Origin of the sequence: Micromonospora sp. NPDC050276, assembly GCF_044459545.1 — a bacterium.
GTDB lineage: Bacteria > Actinomycetota > Actinomycetes > Mycobacteriales > Micromonosporaceae > Micromonospora.
Map to the genome: position 1 here is coordinate 121401 of NZ_JBITJA010000008.1, position 21223 is coordinate 142623.

The following is a 21223-nucleotide window of genomic DNA, read 5'->3' on the forward strand; positions in this document are numbered from 1 at the left end:
GGGCTCGGTGGCTGACGCGGACGACGTACGCCGGGTGGCGACGGCCCTGCCACACACCGTGGAGATCCCCAGTGACGGCTTCGACTTCCGGGTCGCCGACAAGGGGTTCGTCTGGTCCTATCCCGAGCGGATACCGGGCAAGCCACGGGTGATCCGGCTCGACATCGCGGTGCTGTACGTCGGCGACGAGGCCGAGAAGCAGGCTCTCCTGCTCGGCGAGCCCGAGGTCTTCTTCACCACGCCCAGCTACGACGGCCTGCCCCTGGTGCTGCTGCGCCTGGCGGCGGTCGACCTCGATCGGCTGACCGAGCTGGTGACCGACGCGTGGCGGATGCGCGTGCCGGACGCGTTGCTGGGCGACCGGGCGGGCGCCGGCAAATAGCGACATCAGCACGCAACCGGTTGGACACATTGACGGGGATCTCGGTACTCCACTACCGTGGCCGAGAGAGCGCTCTCTCACCTGACGTTCCCCCCAATTCAGACGCATCGCGTCGGACCCGGCAAGGCCGCACCCGGCGCGCGCGATGGAGGCACCATGAAACCTCCCGTCCCCCACCGCCGATGGGCCCTGGCCGCCGCCACCGCCCTGGCCCTGGTCGTCGGCGGCCTCACCATCCCCGTCTCCCGCGCGGCCGAAGCCGCACCCGTCGGCGCCGGCAGCTACACCACCACCCCGGTCGGCCCGCTCCCCAGCGGCTGCGGCTCGATGTCCAGCAACCCCCGGCAGTTCGCCACCGCCAACGCGCCCGCCGGGCCGATCCCCACCAACGACTGGTGGTCCTCGCTGCTGTGGAAGCGCACCGACTGCTCCTTCAGCGAGCCCCTGCACGCCCACCCGATCTCGTACGACACCTTCACCGACGGGCTCGGCTTCTCCGCCAACTCCACGCCCGCCATCAGCGGCACCGCTACCGGCGTCGGCGAATACCACTACCCGTACGTGCAGGACATCCGGGTCGGCGTGGCCGGGCTCGGCGCACCCCAGGTCAGGGTCGACGGTTGGACCGACTGGACGGTCAGCCCGCACTGGAGCGACGGCACCCGCACCATGCGCGCGACCATCGGTCACGGCCTGCCCTTCGCGTACTTCCAGACCACCGGCGGGAACGCGCAGATCAGCACCGCCGGCACCCCGGACGTCTGGTCCAACAGCGGGGCCACCATCGGCTTCCGGGTCAACGGCCACGACTACGTCGGGTTCGCGCCCAGCGGCGCCAGCTGGAGCGTGGCATCCGGCCGGATCTCGTCCACCCTGGCCGGTCGCGGCTACTTCTCGGTCGCCCTCCTGCCGCCGACGTCGAGCACCACCGAGCGCGCCAGCCTGGCCGCGACCTACGGCCAGTACGCGCACGCCCACGTGACCGGCACCCAGGTGTCGTACGCCTACAACCCGGCGACCAGTGGCCTGACCACCACGTACGCGTTCACCACGACCGCCCGGGAGGGCACCGCCACGCAGACCGTGGTCAGCCTCTACCCGCACCAGTGGAAGTCGTTGAGCGGATCCACCGCGATCACCCCGACCTACCCGTCGGCGCGCGGCCGGATGAAGGTGCTCACCGGCGTCAACCAGTTCCGCACCGCGATGAAGTTCCAGGGCATCCTGCCGGAGTTGCCGGCCGTCGGTGACGGCAGCGGTGGTGACCTGGCGACGCTCACCGGGCACCTGGCCGCCACCCGCGCCAACCCGATGGACCAACGCGGCAACGACACCTACTGGACCGGCAAGGGGCTCGGCCGGGCCGCGCGGATCGCCGAGATCGCCGACCAGGTGAACGACACCACCACGCGCGACAGCGCGCTGAACGCGATCCGCAGCACCCTCACCGACTGGTTCACCGCCTCCAGTGGGAAGACCAGCCGGGTCTTCTACTACGACAACAACTGGGGCACCCTGATCGGCTACCCGGCCTCGTACGGGTCCGACCAGGAACTCAACGACCACCACTTCCACTACGGCTACTACATCGCCGCCGCCGCGACGCTGGCGAAGTTCGACCCGACCTGGGCGGCCACCAGCCGCTATGGCGGGATGGTCGACCTGCTGATTCGCGACGCCAACAACTACCGCCGCGACGACACCCGCTTCCCGTACCTGCGGGACTTCGACATCTACGCCGGCCACGACTGGGCGTCCGGGCACGGCTCCTTCGGCTCCGGCAACAACCAGGAGTCCTCGTCGGAGGGAATGAACTTCGCGAGCGCCCTGATCCAGTGGGGGCAGGCCACCGGCGACACCGCCGTCCGCGACGCGGGCGTCTTCCTCTACACCACACAGGCCGCGGCCATCCAGGAGTACTGGTTCGACGCCAGCGACCAGAACTTCCCCACCGCCTTCGGGCACTCGACGGTCGGCATGGTCTGGGGCGACGGGGGCGCGTACGCCACCTGGTTCAGCGGCGAGCCGGAGATGATCCAGGGCATCAACCTGCTCCCGGTCACCGGCGGACACCTCTACCTGGGCAACAACCCCGCCTACGTGCGGACCAACTACGCCGAACTCGTCCGCAACAACGGTGGACCGCCGACGGTGTGGCAGGACATCCTCTGGCAGTTCCAGGCCCTCGGGGACGCCGACGCGGCGCTGGCGAACCTGCGCGCCAACCCCGGCTACACCCCGGAGGAGGGAGAGAGCCGGGCCCACACGTTCCACTGGATCCGCAACCTCGCCGCCCTCGGCACCGTCGACACCACGGTGACCGGCAACCACCCGCTGTCGGCGGTCTTCTCCCGCAACGGGGCCCGCACCTACGTGGCGTCGAACCCGACGGCCACGCCCATCACGGTGACGTTCTCCAACGGCACCACCCTCTCCGTGGGCGCCGGCAAGACGGCCACCACCGGGGCGTACACCTGGAGCGGGGGCAACGCGGCCGGCGGCGTACCCCCGACGACGCCGACGGACCCCCCACCCACGACCACCCCGCCGCCGACCCCGGGCGGGCCGACGCGGTATTTGCTGCCCGGTGGCGGGTTGGGCCCCGCCGGTAGCGCGGCCACGACGACGGTCGCGGCGGCCAACGGAAACCACGACGGTACGCCCACCAACGCCCAGGTCTTCACGGCGACCGGCCTCAACCTCGCCTACTCCGGCGGGCAGACCGCGTTCGACCTGTTCGTGGACGCCGGGTCGGCGGTCGGCAACGGCGTGCAGGTGCGGATCTCCTACGACCTCACCGGCAACGGCAGCTGGGATCGGGTGGAGACACTGCGCTACTTCGCCACCGATCCGGTCCCCGGCTACGAGCACTACACGCAGAACGCCGGCCTGTCCTCGGCCACCGGCACGTTGGGCGCGCTGAGCAACGGCACGGTCCGGGTGGAGGTCTGGTCGGCGATCGGCAACAACCCGAGCACGGTGGGCATCGGCAACCAGTCGGTGCTGCGGCTTCCGTACTCCTGATCATTCCGTTCGTCGCGCTGTCGGCCGGTGGGCAGGGACCAGGAACGGTCCCGCGCACCGGCCGACGTGTGCGATCAGCCGGTCACGGTCAGGACGCGGTGCAGGTAGGCGTCATGCCGGCCCCACTGCCGTTGCCCTGGAAGCCGAACTCGGTGACCTGGCCGGCGCCGAGTCGACCGTTGTAGTCCACGTTGGCGAACCGCACCGTGCCGGTGGAGCCACTGGCCGTCGCGCTCCAGGTGTTGGTGACACTCGCACCGCTCGGAAGGGTGAGGCTGACGTTCCAGCCGCTGGTACCGGCGGAGCCGGCGGTCACCTTCACGGTGGCCACGAACCCACCGGTCCACGAGTTCAGTGACACCGATGCCGAGCAACCGGCAGTCCCCGGCGGCGGGGTGGTGGGCGGCAGGGTGGTGGGCGGGGGCGTCGTCGGCGGCGGGGTGGTCGGGATACCCGTGCCGGCGTTGAGGGCGTTCAGGACACTGGTGTACGCGGCCTTCTTGTTGCCGTTGCAGTCGAACAGCAGAGCGTTGTCGGAACCCCGCCACGAGTCGCAGTCCCGCACACCCCAGGTGGTGATGCCCGTGCAGCGCGACACGGCCAGGCAGGCGCGGGTGACGGCACCGAAGATGGTGGCCTGGTTGCCGCCGGTCATCACGTCCAGCTCGGTAATCTGCACATCCACACCAAGATCAGCGAAACGCTGCAGGTTCGCCTGGTAGTCACCCGCCAACGAGGTACCCAGGTGCGACTGGAACCCCACACAGTCAATCGGCACCCCACGGGACCTGAAGTCCCGCACCATGTTGTAGATACCGGTCGACTTCGCGTTGATCCCATCGGTGTTGTAGTCGTTATAACACAACTTCGCACCCGGATCCGCCGCCCGCGCCGCCCGGAACGCCGCCTCGATCCAATCATTGCCGGTACGCTGCAGGTTCGAATCACGCCGCCCACCGGAACCACCATCGGCGAACGCCTCGTTCACCACATCCCACGAATGAATCTTCCCCCGAAAATGCGTCGCCACCTGCGTAACGTGATTGATCGCCGCGTTACGCAACGCGCTACCCGACATGCCCTGCGCCCAACCCGGCTGCTGCGCGTGCCACAACAACGCGTGACCCCGCACACTCATCCCATTGGCCTGCGCGTGACTGACCAAACGATCACCACCGGTATAGCTGAACCGACCCTGCTGCGGCTCGGTGGCATCCCACTTCATCTCGTTCTCGGCCACAACACTGTTGAACTCACGGTTCAAAATCGTCGTGTACGCACTGGTGGACAACTTGCCCGTCGCGACAGCCGCGCCGAAGTAACGGCCCTTCTCGGCCGCCGAAGCCCCGAGGGTCGTGCCGGCGCTGGCCGTGGAGGTCAGCGCCACCGTCATACCGGCGGCGAGAACGCCGGTGACTGCGATGGTCACCGCCGCTCGCAAGGCTCTCTTGTGATTCATGCGGATTCCTTCTCTGTGGTCGTGCAGCGATGGAGGCGCAGCGCCCGGATCTGCTGTTGCGACAGGGAAGACGGCAGCAGCGGTCGCCGTCGCGGCAGCAGTGCGGGGAGTCCCGAACCGACGTCCGGCATGCCCTGGGCGGACGTCGCGTTCCGAGGGGCCACAGCAGGTTCGCCCGGTGAACCACAGGTGCGGCCGCCCTCAACCATCGACTGTGAGCGATAACATGCCGTTCGTCAAGTCGTAACCAATCGGGCCGAGCCCGGGTCGCTCCGACGGGGCGTCGGCGTGCTGCCGGAGCCGGCCGAGGACGGCTCCGGCAGCGCCCGTCACTGGAACGAGACGTCGTCGACGAGGAAACTGTCGGTGCCCTGCGCCGTCTCCACATAGAAGGTGGCACTGGACAGCGTGCCGCTCCACGACACGGTCGTCGTGCCAGTGAGCAGGGTCCAGCCGTTGACGTTCACCCCCACCGCCGGGGTCAGCTGGAGGTAGCTCGTCGTGCCGCCCGCGGTCAGCGACAGCGTCGCCTTCGCCGACGGGGTGCCGCTCTGTGCGCGTACCCAGACGTTTGTGGTGTAGCTCTTGCCGTTGGTGAGCTTGGCGGTCACGTCCTGACCGGGGCCGTTCCACGCGCCGGTCCGGCCGGTGATCGACAGCGACCCGCTGCCGCCGTGCGCGACGGTGGTGTTCCGGGTGAGCGTTCCGCTGCCGTGCACACCCCAGCCCGTCGTGCCGTTCTCCACGTCGCCGTTGGTGAGCAGGTTGGCACTGCCGGCGGCGCCACTGAACTGCCACCAGTTGATGTTGAACAGGTTGCCGCTACCGCCGGCGAAGCGCAGGTACAGATCGTGAGTGCCGGTCGCCCCGCTCACCGCGCAGGTGCTGGTGCTCCAGGTCTGCCAACCGCCGGTGCCACCCACCGTGCAGGTGCCCACGATCGGGCCGCTGGCGCTGTCGAGGCGTACCTCGATCCGGCCGCCGCTGGTGGCCGACGCGACCCGGGCGCTGAACGAGGTCGCACCCGCCCCGAACGCGACACCCTTGACCTTGATGTAGTCGCCGTTCTCGATCCAACCGACGTTCATCCCGCCCTCGCTGGACGCCTCGGTCTCGATCCCCGAGCCCCAGGCGATCGTCTCGGCCTCCTGCCGCACGTACGGGTTCAGCGTGCCCACCTGCGGGGCTCCCGTGGTGGTCATGTTGATCGTCGGGAACGTGCCGTTGGAGTTGTAGGTGAACTTCTCCACCGCTACCGAACGGGTGTAACCACCACCACCGGGCAACGCCCCGTTGTGATAGAAGAAATACGAACCGCCCTGGAAATCGATGACACCCGCGTGATTGGTGAAACTACTGCCCTGTCGCGGCATGATCGTGCCCCGATACGTCCACGGCCCGGTCGGCCCGGTCGCCGTGGAATAGGCGATGAACTCCGAGCAGCACTCCGCCGCGAACACGTTGTAGTACAACCCGTTGCGCTTGAACACCCACGGCCCCTCCTCATACAGCGTCGGCCGACTCGCGTTACCACTACGGGTACCGAAGCCCGCCGTCGTGAGCGGGATGCGCGTCGCGCTGCCGGAGAACGAAATCATGTCCGGGTTCAACTTCACGTACCACAGACCCGGGTTACCCCAGTACAGATACGCCTGCCCGTCATCATCGATGAACGCGTGCGGGTCGATCTCGTTGTTGCCGACCAGAGGCCGACCGAGCGCGTCGCGGAACGGCCCGGTCGGGCTGTCCGCCACCCCGACACCGATGACCATCTGCCCGTTGGAGCGCTGGCGCACCGGCACGTACCAGTAGAATTTGCCGTTACGCGCCACGACCTGCCCGGCCCACGCGTTGGCGTCCGCCCACGCGAAGGTCGCCAGGTTCATCGGCGAGCCGTGGTCGGTCCAGTTCACCATGTCCGCAGACGAGAACACCCGCCATTCACGCATGGTGAAATAGGTGGACCCGTCCTCGTCATGTCCGGTGTAGAGGTACACCCGTCCGTTGTGCACCATTGGCGCCGGGTCCGCGGTGTAGATGTTCTGCACGATGGGGTTGTCGGCCTTGGCCGTGCCCGGAATAAGTGCCAGGACGCAGGCCACGCTCGCCAGCCAGGCGATGGCGCGTCGGGCCCGGCGGACGGCCCGGGTTGTGGTTGGATCTTTCACCTTCACGATTACTCCCACAGAGAGTGTGCGGTGCGCGATGCCTGACTCGGCGAGGCACCGCTGCCCTGTTAGCGCTAACAGCTGTTTCTCAATGCCCCTTTCTCCCATTTGACTCGGATTTTGGCGAGGCGCGGGATGACGGTCGTAACCACATCGCAGCATTGACGTATTGACGTTGACATCGAAGATTTACGATGCACCGTACTGAGCGACCGCATGGGCGTCAATGGAGGAAAAATCGTCGGCGACCGTCACGCACGGTCACGGTCGAGTGATCGTGAGCCCGGCGGGTGTCCGTTTTGGACCGTAGCCGCCCCCGAGCCGACGAGCCTCCGGGCCGGGGTGTCGCGGGATGGATCAGCGAGATGCCTCGGGGGTTGCGGGCGTGTTAACGACCAACTATGTTAGCGATCACATCGATGCGCCGCGATAAGCGCCAGGGATGGGCACCCGGCGACCGCGTCCCACCACCCACACCGCATGTCGTCGGCCCTTTTCGGCTGACGACCCCGCCGCCATCGATGGCGGCCCCGACGTACCCGGCCACCTGGAGGTTTCCCATGCCACCCCCGCCCCTCAGCCGCCGTCACCTGCTTCAGGCAGCCGGAGCCACCGTGGTGCTCTCCGCGACCGGCGCCGCCGTCACCCCGGGGAGCGCGTCCGCAGCCGTCGTGCCTCCGGCCCGGCCGGACATCGGCGTCTCGGCGTACCCATTCGACCCCGGTCAGGTACGGCTGACCGCCGGCCGATGGATGGACAACCAGACCCGAACGCTCAACTACCTGCGGTTCGTCGACGTCGACCGGATGCTCTACAACTTCCGCGCCAACCACCGGCTGTCCACCAACGGCGCCGCCACCAACGGCGGTTGGGACGCGCCGAACTTCCCGTTCCGGACGCACATGCAGGGACACTTCCTGACCGCCTGGGCGTACGCGTACGCGGTGCTGGGCGACACCACGTGCCGGGACAAGGCGAACTACATGGTGGCCGAGTTGGCCAAGTGCCAGGCCAACAACTCCGCGGCCGGGTTCGGCGCGGGATACCTCTCCGGCTTCCCGGAGTCCGACTTCACCGCCCTCGAAGCACGGACGCTGTCCAACGGCAACGTGCCCTACTACTGCATCCACAAGACCCTCGCCGGGCTGCTCGACGTCTGGCGCTACACCGGAAACACCCAGGCCCGTACGGTCCTGCTGGCCCTCGCCGGCTGGGTCGACACCCGGACGAGCAGACTGACCTCCAGCCAGATGCAGTCGATGCTGGGCACCGAGTTCGGTGGCATGAACGACGTGCTCACCGACATCTACCAGCAGACCGGCGACAGCCGGTGGCTCACCACCGCCCAGCGGTTCGACCACGCCGCCGTCTTCAACCCCCTGGCGAACAACCAGGACCAGCTCTCCGGGCTGCACGCCAACACGCAGGTGCCCAAGTGGATCGGCGCGGCCCGGGAGTTCAAGGCCACCGGCACCACCCGCTACCGGGACATCGCCAGCAACGCGTGGAACATGACCGTCAACGCGCACACCTACGTCATCGGCGGCAACAGCCAAGCGGAGCACTTCCGGGCCCCCAACGCGATCGCCGGGTACCTCAGCAACGACACCTGCGAGCAGTGCAACACGTACAACATGCTCAAACTGACCCGGGAGTTGTGGCTGCTCGACCCGAACCGGACCGACTACTTCGACTTCTACGAGCGGGCGCTCATCAACCACCTGATCGGTGGGCAGAATCCGGCCGACAGCCACGGTCACATCACCTACTTCACCCCGCTGCGCCCGGGCGGGCGTCGGGGTGTGGGCCCGGCCTGGGGCGGCGGCACCTGGAGCACCGACTACAACTCGTTCTGGTGCTGCCAGGGCACCGGCCTGGAGATCAACACGAGGTTGATGGAGTCCATCTACTTCTACAACGGGACCACGTTGACCGTGAACCTGTTCACGCCGTCGGTGCTGACCTGGTCGCAGCGCGGCATCACGGTCACCCAGAGCACCAGCTACCCGGTCAGCGACACCAGCACCCTGACCCTGTCCGGGTCGATGAGTGGCTCGTGGAGCATCCGGGTACGGATCCCGGCCTGGACCAGCGGCGCGACGATCGCCGTCAACGGCACGGTGCAGAACGTCGCCACCACACCGGGCAGCTACGCCACGGTCACCCGCACCTGGGCCGCCGGGGACACCATCACCGTGCGGCTGCCGATGCAGGTCGTCATGCGGGCCGCCAACGACAACAGCTCGGTGGCCGCCGTCACGTACGGCCCGACAGTGCTGGCCGGCAACTACGGCAACACCACGCTGAGCGCCCTGCCGGCCCTCACCGTCTCCTCGATCACGCGGACCAGCACCAGCTCACTCGCGTTCACCGCCAGCGCCAACGGGTCCACGGTGAACCTCACCCCCTTCCAGGACGCGCACGGCTTCAACTACACCGTCTACTGGAGCACCAGCGGGGGCGGCAACACCGGCGGCAGCTACCGCCTGGTCAACGTCGGCACCGGCCTGGTCCTCGGCATCCAGAACATGTCCACCGCCGATGGTGGGCTGGCCGTGCAGTGGGGCGACAGCGGCACCGCGGACCACAACTGGGTGCTGGTGACCGACGGCAACGCGGTGCGGTTCCGTAACGTCAACAGCGGCAAGGTCCTCGGGGTGGAGAACATGTCCACTGCGGACAACGCCCGGGTCCTGCAATGGGCCGACAACGGCACGGCCGACCACCGGTGGATCCTGGTGGACAACGGCGACGGGACCTACAAGATCCGCAACGTCAACAGCAACAAGCTGCTCGGGATTCTGAACGGGTCGACCGCCTGGGGCGCGCAGGCCGTACAGGATTCGGACAACGGCAGCGCGGACAACCGGTGGCGGCTGGTCCGCAACGCCTGACCTCCGCCCCGACCGACGGGCTCACCGGCGCGGCCACCCGAAGGCCGCGCCGGTGACGCCGAGCGGACGCACGGCAGCGGTCGTACAGTGGGGAGGGTCCTGGCCCCAGTGAACGTGGCGGACGCGCCGGCTCGTGCCGCTTCCGCCCGGAAGGAGCACAGTGAACCGCCCCCTCCGCACCGCGCTCGTCGGCGCGTTGACCACCGCCCTGCTGACCTCCGTCGCCGTCGCGCCCGCGCAGGCGCACCCCGGTGGGCGACCGCCGACCGTCCTCGCCCTCCCCGACGGATTCCAGCCCGAGGGCATCGCCACCGCCGGCCGGTACGCCTACTTCGGCTCCCGCGCGACCGGCGCCATCCAGCGCGTCGACCTGATCACCGGCCGGGGCACCACGATCGGCGCGGCCACCGGCACCCCGTCGCTCGGTCTCAAGGTCGACCCACGCGGCCGGCTCTTCGTCTCCGGCGGCACGGCTGGCGACGCTCGGGTGCTCGACACCCGCACCGGCGAGGTGCTGGCCCGCTACCAGTTCGCCACCGCCCCGACCTTCGTCAACGACGTCGTCCTGACCCGCGACGCCGCGTACTTCACCGACTCGAACCGGCCGGTGCTCTACCGGCTGCCGCTGGGTCGCGGTGGGGCACTGCCGCCCGCCGACGCCTTCACCACGATCACACTGACCGGCGCGTACCAGCAGGTCGGCACCGGCGTGAACCTCAACGGCATCGCCACCACACCGGACGGCCGGGCGCTGATCGTCGTCCAGTCCAACACCGGCACGTTGTACCGGGTCGACCCGGCGACCGGCGCGAGCACCGTCGTGGACGTGCCCGGCCACACCTTCGCCAACGGCGACGGGTTGCTGCTGCTCGGCCGCACCCTCTACGTCGTGCAGAACCGCCTCAACCAGATCGCGGTGGTCCGGCTGAACCACGCCGGCACCGCCGGCACGCTCACCACCACCCTCACCGACGCGAACTTCGACGTTCCCACCACCGTCGCGAAGGCGTTGGGCCGGCTCTATCTGCCCAATGCCCGCTTCACCACGCCACCGACCCCCACCACGGCGTACACGGCCGTCGCGGTCCGCGCCCACTGACCGCTCCGAGGGGGTACCCGCTACCCGGGTGCCCCCTCGAACCGCCGCTGCGGGCCGAGGGGTCGTCGGCCGCCGGTAGGATCACAGGCACCTCGGCGATGACGTTCGCCTCGTGCACCCGGAGTCCGTGTGGCCGCCCGTTCGCTTCGATTCCTGCGCCGGACTCTGGCCGTCTGCTGCCTGGTCGCCGCCGGTGCGCTGCCAGCGACGCCGACGGTGGCCGTCCCCACCGAAGGCGCGGACCCCACCGTTCTGCGGATGCTCCAGATGAACCTCTGCAACAGTGGCCGGGCCGGCTGCTACACCGGCCGGGCGATGGCCAAGGCCGCCGAGGTGATCACCGTCGAGGCACCCGACCTGGTCACCCTCAACGAGATCTGCGCGGACGACCTTCCCGTCCTGCGCGGCGTCTTCGAGACCGTCCACCCTGGCCGGACCGTCGTGGCCGCGTTCCAGGCCGCCGGCGACCGCCCGAGCGGCAACGACACCCGGTGCCGCAACGGCCAGCGCTTCGGCGTCGGGGTGCTGACCCACATGCGGACGCCGAACGCCCCGCACACCGTGTACCGCGGCATCCACCCGACCCAGGACCTCGCCGACCCCGAGGAACGAGCCTGGCTCTGCGTCGACGTCCACGGCGCGCTGCTCGCCTGCACCACACACCTGTCCGCCACCGGCGACCGCGTCGCGCTCACCCAGTGCGACCACCTGCTCGACACGATCCTGCCGACGATCAGCCGCGCCGCGGGCGACCAGCCCGTCGTGCTCGGTGGCGACCTCAACCTGCTCGCCGGCCACGACCCCGACGTGCGCTCCTGTACGCCGCCGGGCCATCAACGGGTCAGCGACGGCCGACTCCAACACATCGTGGCGACCGCCGACATCACGCTCTGCTGCCGGCGGCTGGTGCCCATGCAGGGGGTGACCGACCACGCCGGCCTGCTGACCACCCTCGTCGTCGACCGGGGACGAGCCGGCCGGCCGCCGACCTGACCCGCATCCGCGCCGCGTACGGACGAGCCGGGCCGGTCGCACGGCGTCAGCGCGGCGGCGTGTCCCGGCGCGACGGGAACGGGGTGCCCGGCTGGCCGAGGGTGGACCGGGCGCGCAACCCGACCGGGTCGGGAGCAGCGGTGGGCGGCGCGGCTGCCGGTTCGGATTCCCGTCGACCGTCCAGGTACGCGGTGGCGGCCCGGTCGTCGTCGGTCGGGGCGGCGAGCAGGGCGTAGAGCAGACCGACCACCCCGAAGACCACTGCCAGCACGATCGGCACCAGCAGCGTGCTCACCCCGGCGCCGGTGATCTCACCGCTGCGGTCGTGGCGGTGCACCGACAGGGCGCTCATGCCGGTGAAGTGCATCCCGTTGACGGCGACACCCATGACCAGCGCGGAGGCGAAGATCGCCAACCCCCGCCGGACGGTCATCGCGAGCCACAGCGCGACGGTGGACGCCACCACGGCGATGACCACCGAGAGCACGACCCGGGCGGTGTCGTAGTCGAGGCTGCCGTTGAGCCGCATGGCGGCCATCCCGGTGTAGTGCATGGCGGCCACACCAGCGCCGGTGAAGACGCCGCCGGCGATCAGTCGTACCGGATTCAGCCGGCCGGTGCCCACGATGGCCAGGCCGATGCCGACCGCCACCACGGCGATGGCCGTGCTGGCCGCGGTCAGCGGTACGTCGTAGCGGATCCGGGTGTTCTCGACGGCGAAGCCGAGCATGGCCATGAAGTGCATCGCCCAGATGGCGGTGCCGCCCAGCGCCCAGGCTGACAGCAGCCCCCACCAGGCCCGCTGGCCGCTCGTCTTCGCCGTACGAATGCGCTCGGCGCAGACCAGACCGAGGATCGAACCGAGCACCGACAACGCGTAGCTCAGCGCGGGCGTGATCCACCCGTACTCAAAGTGATTGATCTCCGCCACGGCGGCCTTCTCCCCATTCGTCACCGGCGCGTCAACAAGACGCCTCGGCAATGATCAGGGGTGCTTTGATCAGGCGCAACAGTGCCCCCCGGGCCATCCGGGGGGTGCGGTTGCGGTGACCGTGCGCTGCGTCGATTCGACGACAATAACTACCGAACGTGACTATCAGGCCGACGTGTGGTACGCGAGGACGCCCCGATTGACCGCCGCGATCGCCTGTCGGGCGGTGGAGCGCAGCTCCGGTGCGGCGCCGCCGGAGTCGGCAATCTGACCGAGCAGGTCGACGACCTGTCGGGCCCACCGGACGAAGTCACCGGCGGGCATCTCACCGTCGATCTCGTGACCGCTGCCGAGCACCTTGGCCAGCGCCTCGCCCCGGGCCCACCGGTAGACGGGCCAGGCAAAGCCGAGATCCGGCTCCCGGGTCGCGGTCAACCCCCGCGCCGCCTCGTCGGCCTCGATCTCCCCCCACAGTTTCAGCGTCTCGTCCACCGCGTCGGCCACCGGCCCGCGCGGCAGCGACGCCCGCTCGTCGACGTCGCGGCGCGCCTCGAACACCACCACGGACACCGCGGCGGCCAACTCGGCCGGGGACAGCCCGTTCCACACCCCCCGGCGCAGGCACTCGGCGACCAGCAGGTCCGCCTCGGTCCAGATCCGGCCGAGCATCCGACCGGCATCGGTCACCGCGCCATCCCGACCGAGGTAGCCGCGGTCGGTCAGCAGGGCGACGATCCGGTCGAACGTGCGGGCGAGCGACCCGGTGCGCCCACTGACCCGCTCGCGCAGCTCCTCGGTGTCGCGCTCCAGCCGCCGACGCCGCTCCGCCCAGCGGGCATGGTCCTCCCGTTCGGGGCAGGCGTGGCAGGGGTGGTTGCGCAGCTCGGTGCGGAGCTGGGTGATCCGGTGGTCCTCGCCGGTCACCTGCCGGGAACGCCCCCCGCGCCGGCCGCCGTGCCGGTCCAGGCCGGTGCCGCTGACCTCGGCGGCGAGATCCCGTCGGGCGGCCGGCGACCGGTGGTTGAAGTGCTTGGGCACCCGGATCCGCGCCAGCACCTCGGCCGGGGTGGTGAAGTCGCCGGGGCTGACCCGCCCGGCCCAACGGTCCTGGGTGAGCACCAGCGGCCGAGGCTCACCGAACCCGCCGGTCGCCGGATCCAGCACGACGGCCAGCCCGGCCCGCCGGCCCGACGGCACCCGGATCACGTCGCCGACGCGCAGCCGCTCCAACGAGGCCACCGCGGCGGCCTTGCGCTGGGTCTGCCCCTGCCGGGCGATCGCCTTCTCCCGGTCGGCGATCGCCACCCGCAGCGCGAAGTACTCGTCGAAGTCGCCGTGGTGGCAGGCGGCCTCCGCGCCGTACGCCTCGATGGTCTCGGTGTTGCGCTGCACCTGCCGGGCCAGGCCGACCACCGAGCGGTCCGCCTGGAACTGGGCGAACGACGACTCCAGCAGAGCCCGGGCCGGCTCCGCGCCGACCGTGCCGACCAGGTTCACCGCCATGTTGTACGACGGCCGGAAACTGGAGCGCAGCGGGTAGGTGCGGGTGGACGCGAGCCCGGCCACGTGCCGTGGGTCGGTCTCCGGGGACCACACCACGACGGCGTGCCCCTCCACGTCGATGCCCCGGCGGCCGGCGCGCCCGGTGAGCTGCGTGTACTCCCCCGGGGTCAGGTCGACGTGCGCCTCGCCGTTGTACTTGACCAGCCGTTCCAGGACGACGCAGCGAGCCGGCATGTTGATGCCCAGCGCCAGGGTCTCGGTGGCGAAGACCGCCTTGACCAGGCCCCGGACGAACAACTCCTCGACGACTTCCTTGAACACCGGCAGCATGCCGGCGTGGTGGGCCGCCAGGCCGCGCTCCAGGCCGTCGAGCCACTCCCAGTAGCCCAGGACCGACAGATCCTCACCGGGGATGGCGGTGACCCGGGACTCGACCACCCGGCGGATCTCGGCCCGCTCGTCGGGCGAGGTGAGCCGCAACCCGGCGGCCAGACACTGCTGCACCGCGGCGGCGCAACCGGCCCGACTGAAAATGAACAGGATCGCCGGCAGCAGACCCTCCCGGTCCAGCCGGTCGACGATGTCCGGGCGCAGCGGGCCACGCCAGCGCGGGCCACGCCGTCCGGCGCCCGGCCCCGCGCTGCGCCCCTCACCCAACTCCAACCGCCGCGCGGTCTCCCGGGTGTAGCGCAGCAGCTCCGGGTGCACGTCGTGCTTACGGGCGGCGTCGGCGTCGTGGAACAGGTCGAACATCCGCTTGCCGACCAGCATGTGCTGCCACAACGGCACCGGCCGGTGCTCGCTGACCACCACGGCGGTCTCGCCGCGCACGGTGACCAGCCAGTCGGCGAACTCCTCGGCGTTGGAGACGGTCGCCGACAACGAGATCAGGGTCACCGAGGCGGGCAGGTGGATGATCACCTCTTCCCACACCCCACCCCGGAACCGGTCGGCCAGGTAGTGCACCTCGTCCATCACCACGTACGCGAGGCCCTGCAGGGTGCTGGAGCCCGCGTAGAGCATGTTGCGCAGCACCTCGGTGGTCATCACCACCACCGGCGCGTCGCCGTTGATCGCGTTGTCGCCGGTCAGCAGGCCGACCTGCTCGGCGCCGTACCGGGCGACCAGGTCGTGGTACTTCTGGTTCGACAACGCCTTGATCGGCGTGGTGTAGAAGCACTTGCGCCGGGTCGGTGGCGTCGCCGGGTCGCCGGCGGCCGCCGGGTCGCCGGGGCGCCCGCGCAACGCCAGGTGTACGGCGAACTCCCCGACCACCGTCTTACCGGCGCCGGTGGGAGCGCAGACCAGCACACCGCTGCCCCGCTCCAGCGACTGACACGCCTCACGCTGGAAGTCGTCGAGGTCGAACCCCAGTTCGAGGGCGAACTCGTCCAACGCCGGAAACTGTGCGGCTTGTGCGGCCTGGCGGCGCGCCGCTGCGTACCGCTCGGCGGGGCTCGACATGGCTCCAAGATTAGTGCGTGCCGGGACACGTCACCCCACAAGGCCGTCCGGAGGCGCCGTCCGGGGCGGTCGGTAGGGTGCACGGCGTGCCGGACCATGCCGAACCGCCCCAGACCAGTCCGCCGGGCAGCGCCGAGCGCCGGGCGTCCCGACGCCCCGTCAAGGCGGTGCTCTTCGACTTCCACGGCACCCTGGCCCAGGTGGAGGACCCCCGGCTGTGGGTGCTGAAGGCCGCCGCGGCGTGCGGCGTCACCCTGGACCCGGTCCGCGCCACCTCGCTGGCCGACCGACTGCTGACCGCCGGGCGCGCCGGCGGGCCGCTGCCGGCGCGGGTGCCGCCCCGACTGGCCGAACTCTGGGCCGACCGGGACCTCTACCAGCACGCCCACCGGGGCGCGTACACCGGATTGGCCGAGACCGTCGACGCCGGCATCGACGGCTTCGCCGAGGCGCTCTACGAGCGGTTGCTGATCGCCGAGGGCTGGCTCCCGTACGCCGACACCGCCCCCACCCTGACCGCGCTGCGCGACGCCGGGGTGCCGGTGGCCGTGGTCAGCAACATCGGCTTCGACCTGCGGCCACACTTCGACGCCTGGGGTCTGACCGACCTGGTCGGCGCGTTCGTGCTCTCCTACGAGGTGGGGCGCTGCAAACCCGACCCGGCGATCTTCTGGCGGGCCTGCGGGATGCTGGGCGTCGACCCGGAGCAGACGCTGATGGTCGGCGACACTCCGGCGGACGCGGGCGCGGTGGCCGCCGGCTGCTCGGTGCTGGTGCTCCCGGCGGCCGAGCCGGGTCGGGAGAACGGGCTCGGCGCGGTGCTCGACCTCGCCCTGCCGGGCTGAGCGGCCCGATCCGTGCCGTCAGTCGGGAATGTGGATCACCGGTAGCTCGCCGTCGCCGTAGCGGTCCTCTGCGGTGAGGATCGAGGCGTCGTGTTCGAGGACGGCGAGGGCTGTGCTGGCCAGATCGGCACGGCCCGTCACCGTGCGCCAGAAGCTGAGCTCCTGCCAGGAGTGCCCCTCGGTCGAGAGCATCTCGCACGCGTCCAGGTTCAACAGCCGGTGCAGGGTCGCCCGTTCCTTCGGGTCGCTGACGATCGCCAGGGTCTCCGCCGCGGTCACGGCGGTCACGCCGAACCTGTTGCGGTCCTGGATGACCTCGTGCAGCGGCTCCCCGACATGCACCGACCCCGCCAGGTACGCCAGCAGTGCCGACCGGTCCAGCACGAGCCGGACCGGGCGGTCGTCTTCGGGGCTCATGCCGCCGGTTGTTCGAGCGTGCCGGCGGCGGAGTCCAGCGCGTGCTGGCGGGCCCGCTCGCGAAGGGCGCTGCGGCGCTCCGGCGACCAGTCGGCCTCCACGGCGGCCCGGCGGGCGCGCGCCTCGGCCACGCCCTGCTCGGTGATCGGAATGCCCTGGTGAGCCAGCTCCGCGTCCAGGGCGTCCAGCCGCATTCGGTCACGGACGGCCTGGGTGATGTAGGCGCTGGCGTTGGACTCGCGCTCCAGGCGCTCAGCCACGTCGGGTGGCACGGAGATCGATAGCTTCCGCATCGCGCTAGTCATACCAGGGACCGTACGCCGGTAGCACCGCGTTGGCGAACACCTACGGCCGTGTCGAGAGGTGGATACCGCCGCAAGCTGGCCGAAGCGGACGGCCTACCGTCGTGCCCGTGACCGAGATCCTGCTGCCCACGCCGCCACCGGCCGACACGCGACCGGCCCGGCGTGCTGGCGTCGCCGCGGTGGGGCTGGTGCTCGGCGGGGCCCTGTCGGTGCAGTTCGGTTCCGCCGTGGCCGCGTTGCTCTTCCCGCGTACCGGGGTGGCCGGCGCGGTGACCCTGCGGCTGACCATCTCGGCGGTGCTGCTGCTCGTCGTGTGCCGGCCCCGACTGCGGGGGTACGACCGGTCGGCCTGGCTCGCGGCCGGCGCGTTCGGGCTGGCGCTGGCCGGCATGAACTCGCTGTTCTACCAGGCCATCGAACGCATCCCGCTGGGCCCGGCGGTGACGCTGGAGGTGCTCGGCCCGTTGGCGCTGTCGGTGTTCAGCGCCCGACGGCTGGCCAGCTGGGGCTGGGCGGGGCTCGCGCTGGCCGGGGTGACGCTGCTCGGGCAGGGCGGCTTCGACCGGCTGAACCCGGTCGGGGTGGCCTTCGCGTTCGGCGCCGGCGCCATGTGGGCCGCGTACATCGTGCTCAGCGCTCGGGTCGGCGGCCGTTTCCCCGGCGCGGACGGGCTGGCCCTGGCGCTGGCCGTCGCCGCGCTGGTCACCCTGCCGCTGGGCGTCCTCGACGGCGGCGCGGTGCTGCTCGACCCGCCGGTGCTGGCGCTCGGCGCGGCCCTCGCGGTGCTCGCCTCCGGGCTGCCCTACACCCTGGAGCTGCTGGCGCTGCGGCGGATGCCCACCGCCACCTTCGCGGTGCTGATGAGCCTCGGCCCGGCCGTCGCCACACTCGCCGGGTGGTTGGTGCTGCGGCAGGCGCTGACCCTGCTGGAGTGCGCCGCCATCGTGCTGGTCATCACGGCCAGCATCGGCGCGGTACGGGTCAACGCAGCAGCCGCAGGGCACCCGGAACGGCGCTGATCGTCACCGGCAGGGCCAGGGAACGTTCCCCGTCGGCGTACGAGGTGATGCCGTCGGCGGTCAACTCCACCGTCCGGGCCCGGTAACTGGTCACCAGCGGATGGCTGACGTGGGTGCCCTGGTAGATGCGCGGCTTCACCCGCACCAGGGTGCGCCGGTTCACCCGTCCCGCCACCACCACGTCGAGCAGCCCGTCGGTCGGGTCGGCGTTGGGGCAGATCCGCATTCCACCGCCGTACGTGGGGCAGTTGCCCACCGCCACGAGCACCGCGTCCAGCTCGTGCGGCACCCCGTCGAGGCGCATCGTGTAGCGGCGCGGGCGCAGTCGGGCCAGCTCGACCAGGATCGCCAGGTCGTACCGGCGTGGGCCGCGGGGCCAGCGCATCCGGTTGGCCCGCTCGTTGACGATCGCGTCGAACCCGGCCGCGAGGACCGCACCGTACCAACGCTCGGCGCCGTCGACCCCCACCATCCGGGCCAGATCGACCGGCTGGCGGCGGCCCTCGCGCACCGCGGACGCGATCACGTCCGCCGCGCTCAACGGGTCCGCTGGGAAGCCGGTGTCCAGGGCGAAGTCGTTGCCGGTGCCGGCGGGGATCGGGCCGAACGGCACGTCGGTGCCGGCGACAGCCTGCAACGCCCGGTGCACGGTGCCGTCGCCACCGACCGCCACCAGCGCCCCGGCGCCCTCGGCCACCGCGGCCCGGCACGCCGCCTCCGCCTCGGCGGGGCTGGACGCCGGCAGCAGGCGGACCGGCCGGCCGGCGGCGGCCAAACCGTCCAGCAGGCGGGGCAGCAGCGCACGGTGCCGTCCCCGACCGGCGGTCGGGTTGGCGAGCACGGCGACCGGGCCGGGCAGGTGATCGTCTGCGGTCACGGGCAGCACCGTACCGGTCGGATACCCGCCGTTCACCAGGGGCAGCCGCCGTCACCATCAGTCCCGCCACCGGCGCGCGACGTAACGCCACGACGCCGCCCCCGATGATCCGGGGACGGCGTCGGTGGACCGGTCGGCGGGGCCGTCAGGTCATGTCGTCGTAGCGGCGCTCGATCGGAGCCGGTGCGGCGATCGGCTCAGGTTCGCCGATCGGCGCGGCCGAGTCGACCCGCTGCCCGGCCACGACCGGGTCCGCGTCGAACTCCAGCGGCGACACCTCGTCGTCGCCGATGCCGGCGTAGACCTCCTTGCCCCGCCCACGCCGCCGGTCGTTGATGAACGCCACCCCGACCGCGGCGAAGTAGAGCGCCGACAGGCAGAGCGCCAGCGCGGTCATCCCGAACGGGTCCGGGGTGGGGGTGACCACGGCGGAGAACGCGAAGAACACGAAGATCGCCACCCGCCACCAGCTGAGCAACCGCTTCGCGCTGGCGATACCCACGAAGTTGAGCATGAGCACCAACAGCGGGAACTCGAACGCCACACCGAACAGCAGAATCAGGTTGGTGATGAACGAGATGTACCGGGTGATGTCCAGCGTGGTGGTGATGTCCCCGCCACCGGAGACGTTGAGCAGGAACTCCAAGCCCTTCGAGGTGACGAAGTATGCCAGCACGGCACCGGCTGCGAAGAGTGGCGCGGCCAGAGCGGTGAAGACGTAGGCGTAGCGCCGCTCGTGCCGGTGCAGACCGGGCGCGATGAATGCCCAGAGCTGATAGAGCCAGATCGGCGCGGCCACGATCAACCCGACCCAGAGCGCGACCTTCAGCTGCAGCAGGAACAGGTCGGCAGGGCCGAGCTGAACGAAGTTGCACATGCCGTTGGCCAACCGGGCCTTGGGCAGATCACAGTACGGCTGCTGAAGCAGGTGCAGCACCGGCCCGGCCAGCCAGATGCCGAGACCGAAGCCGACCACAATGCCCAGCGACGCGCGGAACAGCCGGTTGCGCAGCTCACGGACGTGCTCGATGAGGGTCATCGAGCCGTCGGCGGCCCGCTCGAACGTGCTCGGGCCGCGTTTACGCAGTGCGAAGGCCACGGGAGTGGGGCCCTTCGGTCAGTTGTCGCGGACGCGGTGCACCGGGTCGACGACCGGCTGCTGCGGCGGGGCCTGCTGGTACGGGGCCTGCTGCGGCTGGCCAGCGTACGGCGCCTGCTGCCCGGCGTGCGGCGGCAGCGGCTGGTAGCCGGCCTGCGCGTCGGCCTTCTCGGCGAGGTCGCGGTCGTCGTCCTGCAGGCTCTTGGTCTCGGCCTTGATGATCCGCAGCGACCGACCCAGCGAACGGGCCGCGTCGGGGAGCCGCTTCGCACCGAAGAGCAGGATCAGCACAACCACGAGAACAGCGATGTGCCACGGCTTGAGGGCACCCATGAGAAGCTCCAGTCGGTCTGTGTCCGAGGGGTGGTACGCAGCCCATCGTACGTGCGGATCGGCTGCCCGCCACCCGCTGGGTGGTGGTGGTTTGGCCGGGAGGGTGAAGTCTTGACCAACCCGCGATGATCCGTCAACCACCGCACAGTGCGAGCACGATCAGCCGCGCTTGGCCTTGATCACCGCGAGCCGCTGAGACGTGGTGTCGAGTTGACGTTGGACGCCCTCGGCACGCTGTTGCAACGCCTCCGCGGTCTCGCGCAACGCCTCGGCCTCGGCGGCCCGCCGCTGCAACGCCACCGCGGCGCGGCGCAGCTGGGGCAGCCGGGCCAGCACCGGGCGCACGGCCAGCGCGAGCGCCACGAGCGGGAGCAGCACCACCGCGAGCACGATCCAGATCAGCACGGCGGT

General features: G+C 70.6%; 17 protein-coding genes. 7 read left to right on the forward strand and 10 right to left on the reverse strand.

The window, feature by feature from the left end; all coding sequences use genetic code 11:
* Positions 1 to 7: 7 nt before the first annotated feature.
* Both ACIBF8_RS19205 and ACIBF8_RS19210 read left to right on the forward strand, forming a co-directional pair.
* Entirely contained in the window at positions 8 to 382 is a 375-nt protein-coding gene (locus tag ACIBF8_RS19205; protein WP_396784511.1) for an MmcQ/YjbR family DNA-binding protein, read from the forward strand.
* Positions 383 to 538: 156 nt separating this feature from the next.
* Positions 539 to 3406, forward strand: coding sequence for a glycosyl hydrolase (locus tag ACIBF8_RS19210; protein WP_396784512.1), 2868 nt, complete (start codon positions 539 to 541; stop codon positions 3404 to 3406).
* A gap of 88 nt (positions 3407 to 3494) precedes the next feature.
* Here ACIBF8_RS19210 and ACIBF8_RS19215 read toward each other — a convergent pair whose 3' ends face one another.
* Together ACIBF8_RS19215 and ACIBF8_RS19220 are read right to left on the reverse strand one after the other, a co-directional pair.
* On the reverse strand, positions 3495 to 4865 hold the full coding sequence (locus ACIBF8_RS19215) for an endo-1,4-beta-xylanase (RefSeq protein ID WP_396784513.1): 1371 nt from the start codon (positions 4863 to 4865) through the stop codon (positions 3495 to 3497).
* Between the two features lie 329 nt (positions 4866 to 5194).
* Positions 5195 to 7039 carry a family 43 glycosylhydrolase gene (locus ACIBF8_RS19220; protein WP_396784515.1) on the reverse strand — a complete coding sequence of 615 codons (1845 nt, stop codon included), beginning with the start codon at positions 7037 to 7039 and terminating at the stop codon, positions 5195 to 5197.
* 554 nt (positions 7040 to 7593) lie between these two features.
* On the opposite strand from ACIBF8_RS19220, the gene ACIBF8_RS19225 reads away from it, so the two are divergent.
* The 3 genes from ACIBF8_RS19225 (at position 7594) to ACIBF8_RS19235 (ending at position 12019) form a co-directional block, all read left to right on the forward strand.
* Positions 7594 to 9927 (forward strand): beta-L-arabinofuranosidase domain-containing protein, encoded by a 2334-nt coding sequence (locus ACIBF8_RS19225; protein ID WP_396784517.1) that lies wholly within the window; start codon positions 7594 to 7596, stop codon positions 9925 to 9927.
* 160 nt (positions 9928 to 10087) lie between these two features.
* Entirely contained in the window at positions 10088 to 11026 is a 939-nt protein-coding gene (locus ACIBF8_RS19230; RefSeq protein WP_396784518.1) for a superoxide dismutase, read from the forward strand.
* Between the two features lie 129 nt (positions 11027 to 11155).
* Complete coding sequence (locus ACIBF8_RS19235; protein ID WP_396784519.1) at positions 11156 to 12019, forward strand: endonuclease/exonuclease/phosphatase family protein; 864 nt, start codon at positions 11156 to 11158, stop codon at positions 12017 to 12019.
* Positions 12020 to 12065: 46 nt separating this feature from the next.
* Here the strand turns inward: ACIBF8_RS19235 and ACIBF8_RS19240 are convergent, their stop codons facing one another.
* The gene (locus tag ACIBF8_RS19240) at positions 12066 to 12950 is read right to left on the reverse strand and encodes an MHYT domain-containing protein (protein ID WP_396784521.1); all 885 of its coding nucleotides are present in this window, start codon (positions 12948 to 12950) and stop codon (positions 12066 to 12068) included.
* A 165-nt stretch (positions 12951 to 13115) separates the two neighbouring features.
* Positions 13116 to 15917, reverse strand: coding sequence for a DEAD/DEAH box helicase (locus ACIBF8_RS19245; RefSeq protein WP_396784523.1), 2802 nt, complete (start codon positions 15915 to 15917; stop codon positions 13116 to 13118).
* Between the two features lie 86 nt (positions 15918 to 16003).
* On the opposite strand from ACIBF8_RS19245, the gene ACIBF8_RS19250 reads away from it, so the two are divergent.
* The gene (locus tag ACIBF8_RS19250) at positions 16004 to 16762 is read left to right on the forward strand and encodes an HAD family hydrolase (protein WP_396784524.1); all 759 of its coding nucleotides are present in this window, start codon (positions 16004 to 16006) and stop codon (positions 16760 to 16762) included.
* Between the two features lie 18 nt (positions 16763 to 16780).
* Here the strand turns inward: ACIBF8_RS19250 and ACIBF8_RS19255 are convergent, their stop codons facing one another.
* Together ACIBF8_RS19255 and ACIBF8_RS19260 are read right to left on the reverse strand one after the other, a co-directional pair.
* Positions 16781 to 17179: a PIN domain-containing protein gene (locus ACIBF8_RS19255; protein WP_396784525.1), complete on the reverse strand. Its 399-nt coding sequence runs from the start codon at positions 17177 to 17179 to the stop codon at positions 16781 to 16783.
* Positions 17176 to 17472 carry a hypothetical protein gene (locus ACIBF8_RS19260; RefSeq protein WP_396784526.1) on the reverse strand — a complete coding sequence of 99 codons (297 nt, stop codon included), beginning with the start codon at positions 17470 to 17472 and terminating at the stop codon, positions 17176 to 17178. The genes ACIBF8_RS19255 and ACIBF8_RS19260 overlap by 4 nt, the downstream gene beginning before the upstream one ends.
* Before the next feature lie 113 nt (positions 17473 to 17585).
* Here ACIBF8_RS19260 and ACIBF8_RS19265 point away from each other — a divergent pair, with 113 nt between their 5' ends.
* Complete coding sequence (locus tag ACIBF8_RS19265; protein ID WP_396784527.1) at positions 17586 to 18503, forward strand: EamA family transporter; 918 nt, start codon at positions 17586 to 17588, stop codon at positions 18501 to 18503.
* Here ACIBF8_RS19265 and ACIBF8_RS19270 read toward each other — a convergent pair.
* From ACIBF8_RS19270 to ACIBF8_RS19285, 4 genes are all read right to left on the reverse strand, one after another.
* Entirely contained in the window at positions 18466 to 19389 is a 924-nt protein-coding gene (locus ACIBF8_RS19270) for a diacylglycerol kinase (protein WP_396784889.1), read from the reverse strand. The genes ACIBF8_RS19265 and ACIBF8_RS19270 overlap by 38 nt on opposite strands.
* Before the next feature lie 136 nt (positions 19390 to 19525).
* Positions 19526 to 20479 carry a twin-arginine translocase subunit TatC gene (gene tatC / locus ACIBF8_RS19275; protein WP_396784529.1) on the reverse strand — a complete coding sequence of 318 codons (954 nt, stop codon included), beginning with the start codon at positions 20477 to 20479 and terminating at the stop codon, positions 19526 to 19528.
* Positions 20480 to 20497: 18 nt separating this feature from the next.
* Complete coding sequence (gene tatA / locus ACIBF8_RS19280) at positions 20498 to 20812, reverse strand: Sec-independent protein translocase subunit TatA (RefSeq protein ID WP_124855346.1); 315 nt, start codon at positions 20810 to 20812, stop codon at positions 20498 to 20500.
* A gap of 159 nt (positions 20813 to 20971) precedes the next feature.
* Positions 20972 to 21217, reverse strand: coding sequence for a hypothetical protein (locus ACIBF8_RS19285; protein ID WP_396784530.1), 246 nt, complete (start codon positions 21215 to 21217; stop codon positions 20972 to 20974).
* Positions 21218 to 21223: the final 6 nt, after the last annotated feature.

What these genes read in the sequence shown, in the direction of transcription:
- ACIBF8_RS19210 (WP_396784512.1), top strand. Translation starts at nt 539, where the DNA reads ATGAAACCTCCCGTCCCCCACCGCCGATGGGCCCTGGCCGCCGCCACC.
- ACIBF8_RS19215 (WP_396784513.1), bottom strand. Translation starts at nt 4,865, where the DNA reads ATGAATCACAAGAGAGCCTTGCGAGCGGCGGTGACCATCGCAGTCACC.
- ACIBF8_RS19225 (WP_396784517.1), top strand. Translation starts at nt 7,594, where the DNA reads ATGCCACCCCCGCCCCTCAGCCGCCGTCACCTGCTTCAGGCAGCCGGA.
- ACIBF8_RS19245 (WP_396784523.1), bottom strand. Translation starts at nt 15,917, where the DNA reads ATGTCGAGCCCCGCCGAGCGGTACGCAGCGGCGCGCCGCCAGGCCGCA.
- ACIBF8_RS19255 (WP_396784525.1), bottom strand. Translation starts at nt 17,179, where the DNA reads ATGAGCCCCGAAGACGACCGCCCGGTCCGGCTCGTGCTGGACCGGTCG.
- ACIBF8_RS19260 (WP_396784526.1), bottom strand. Translation starts at nt 17,472, where the DNA reads ATGCGGAAGCTATCGATCTCCGTGCCACCCGACGTGGCTGAGCGCCTG.
- tatA (WP_124855346.1), bottom strand. Translation starts at nt 20,812, where the DNA reads ATGGGTGCCCTCAAGCCGTGGCACATCGCTGTTCTCGTGGTTGTGCTG.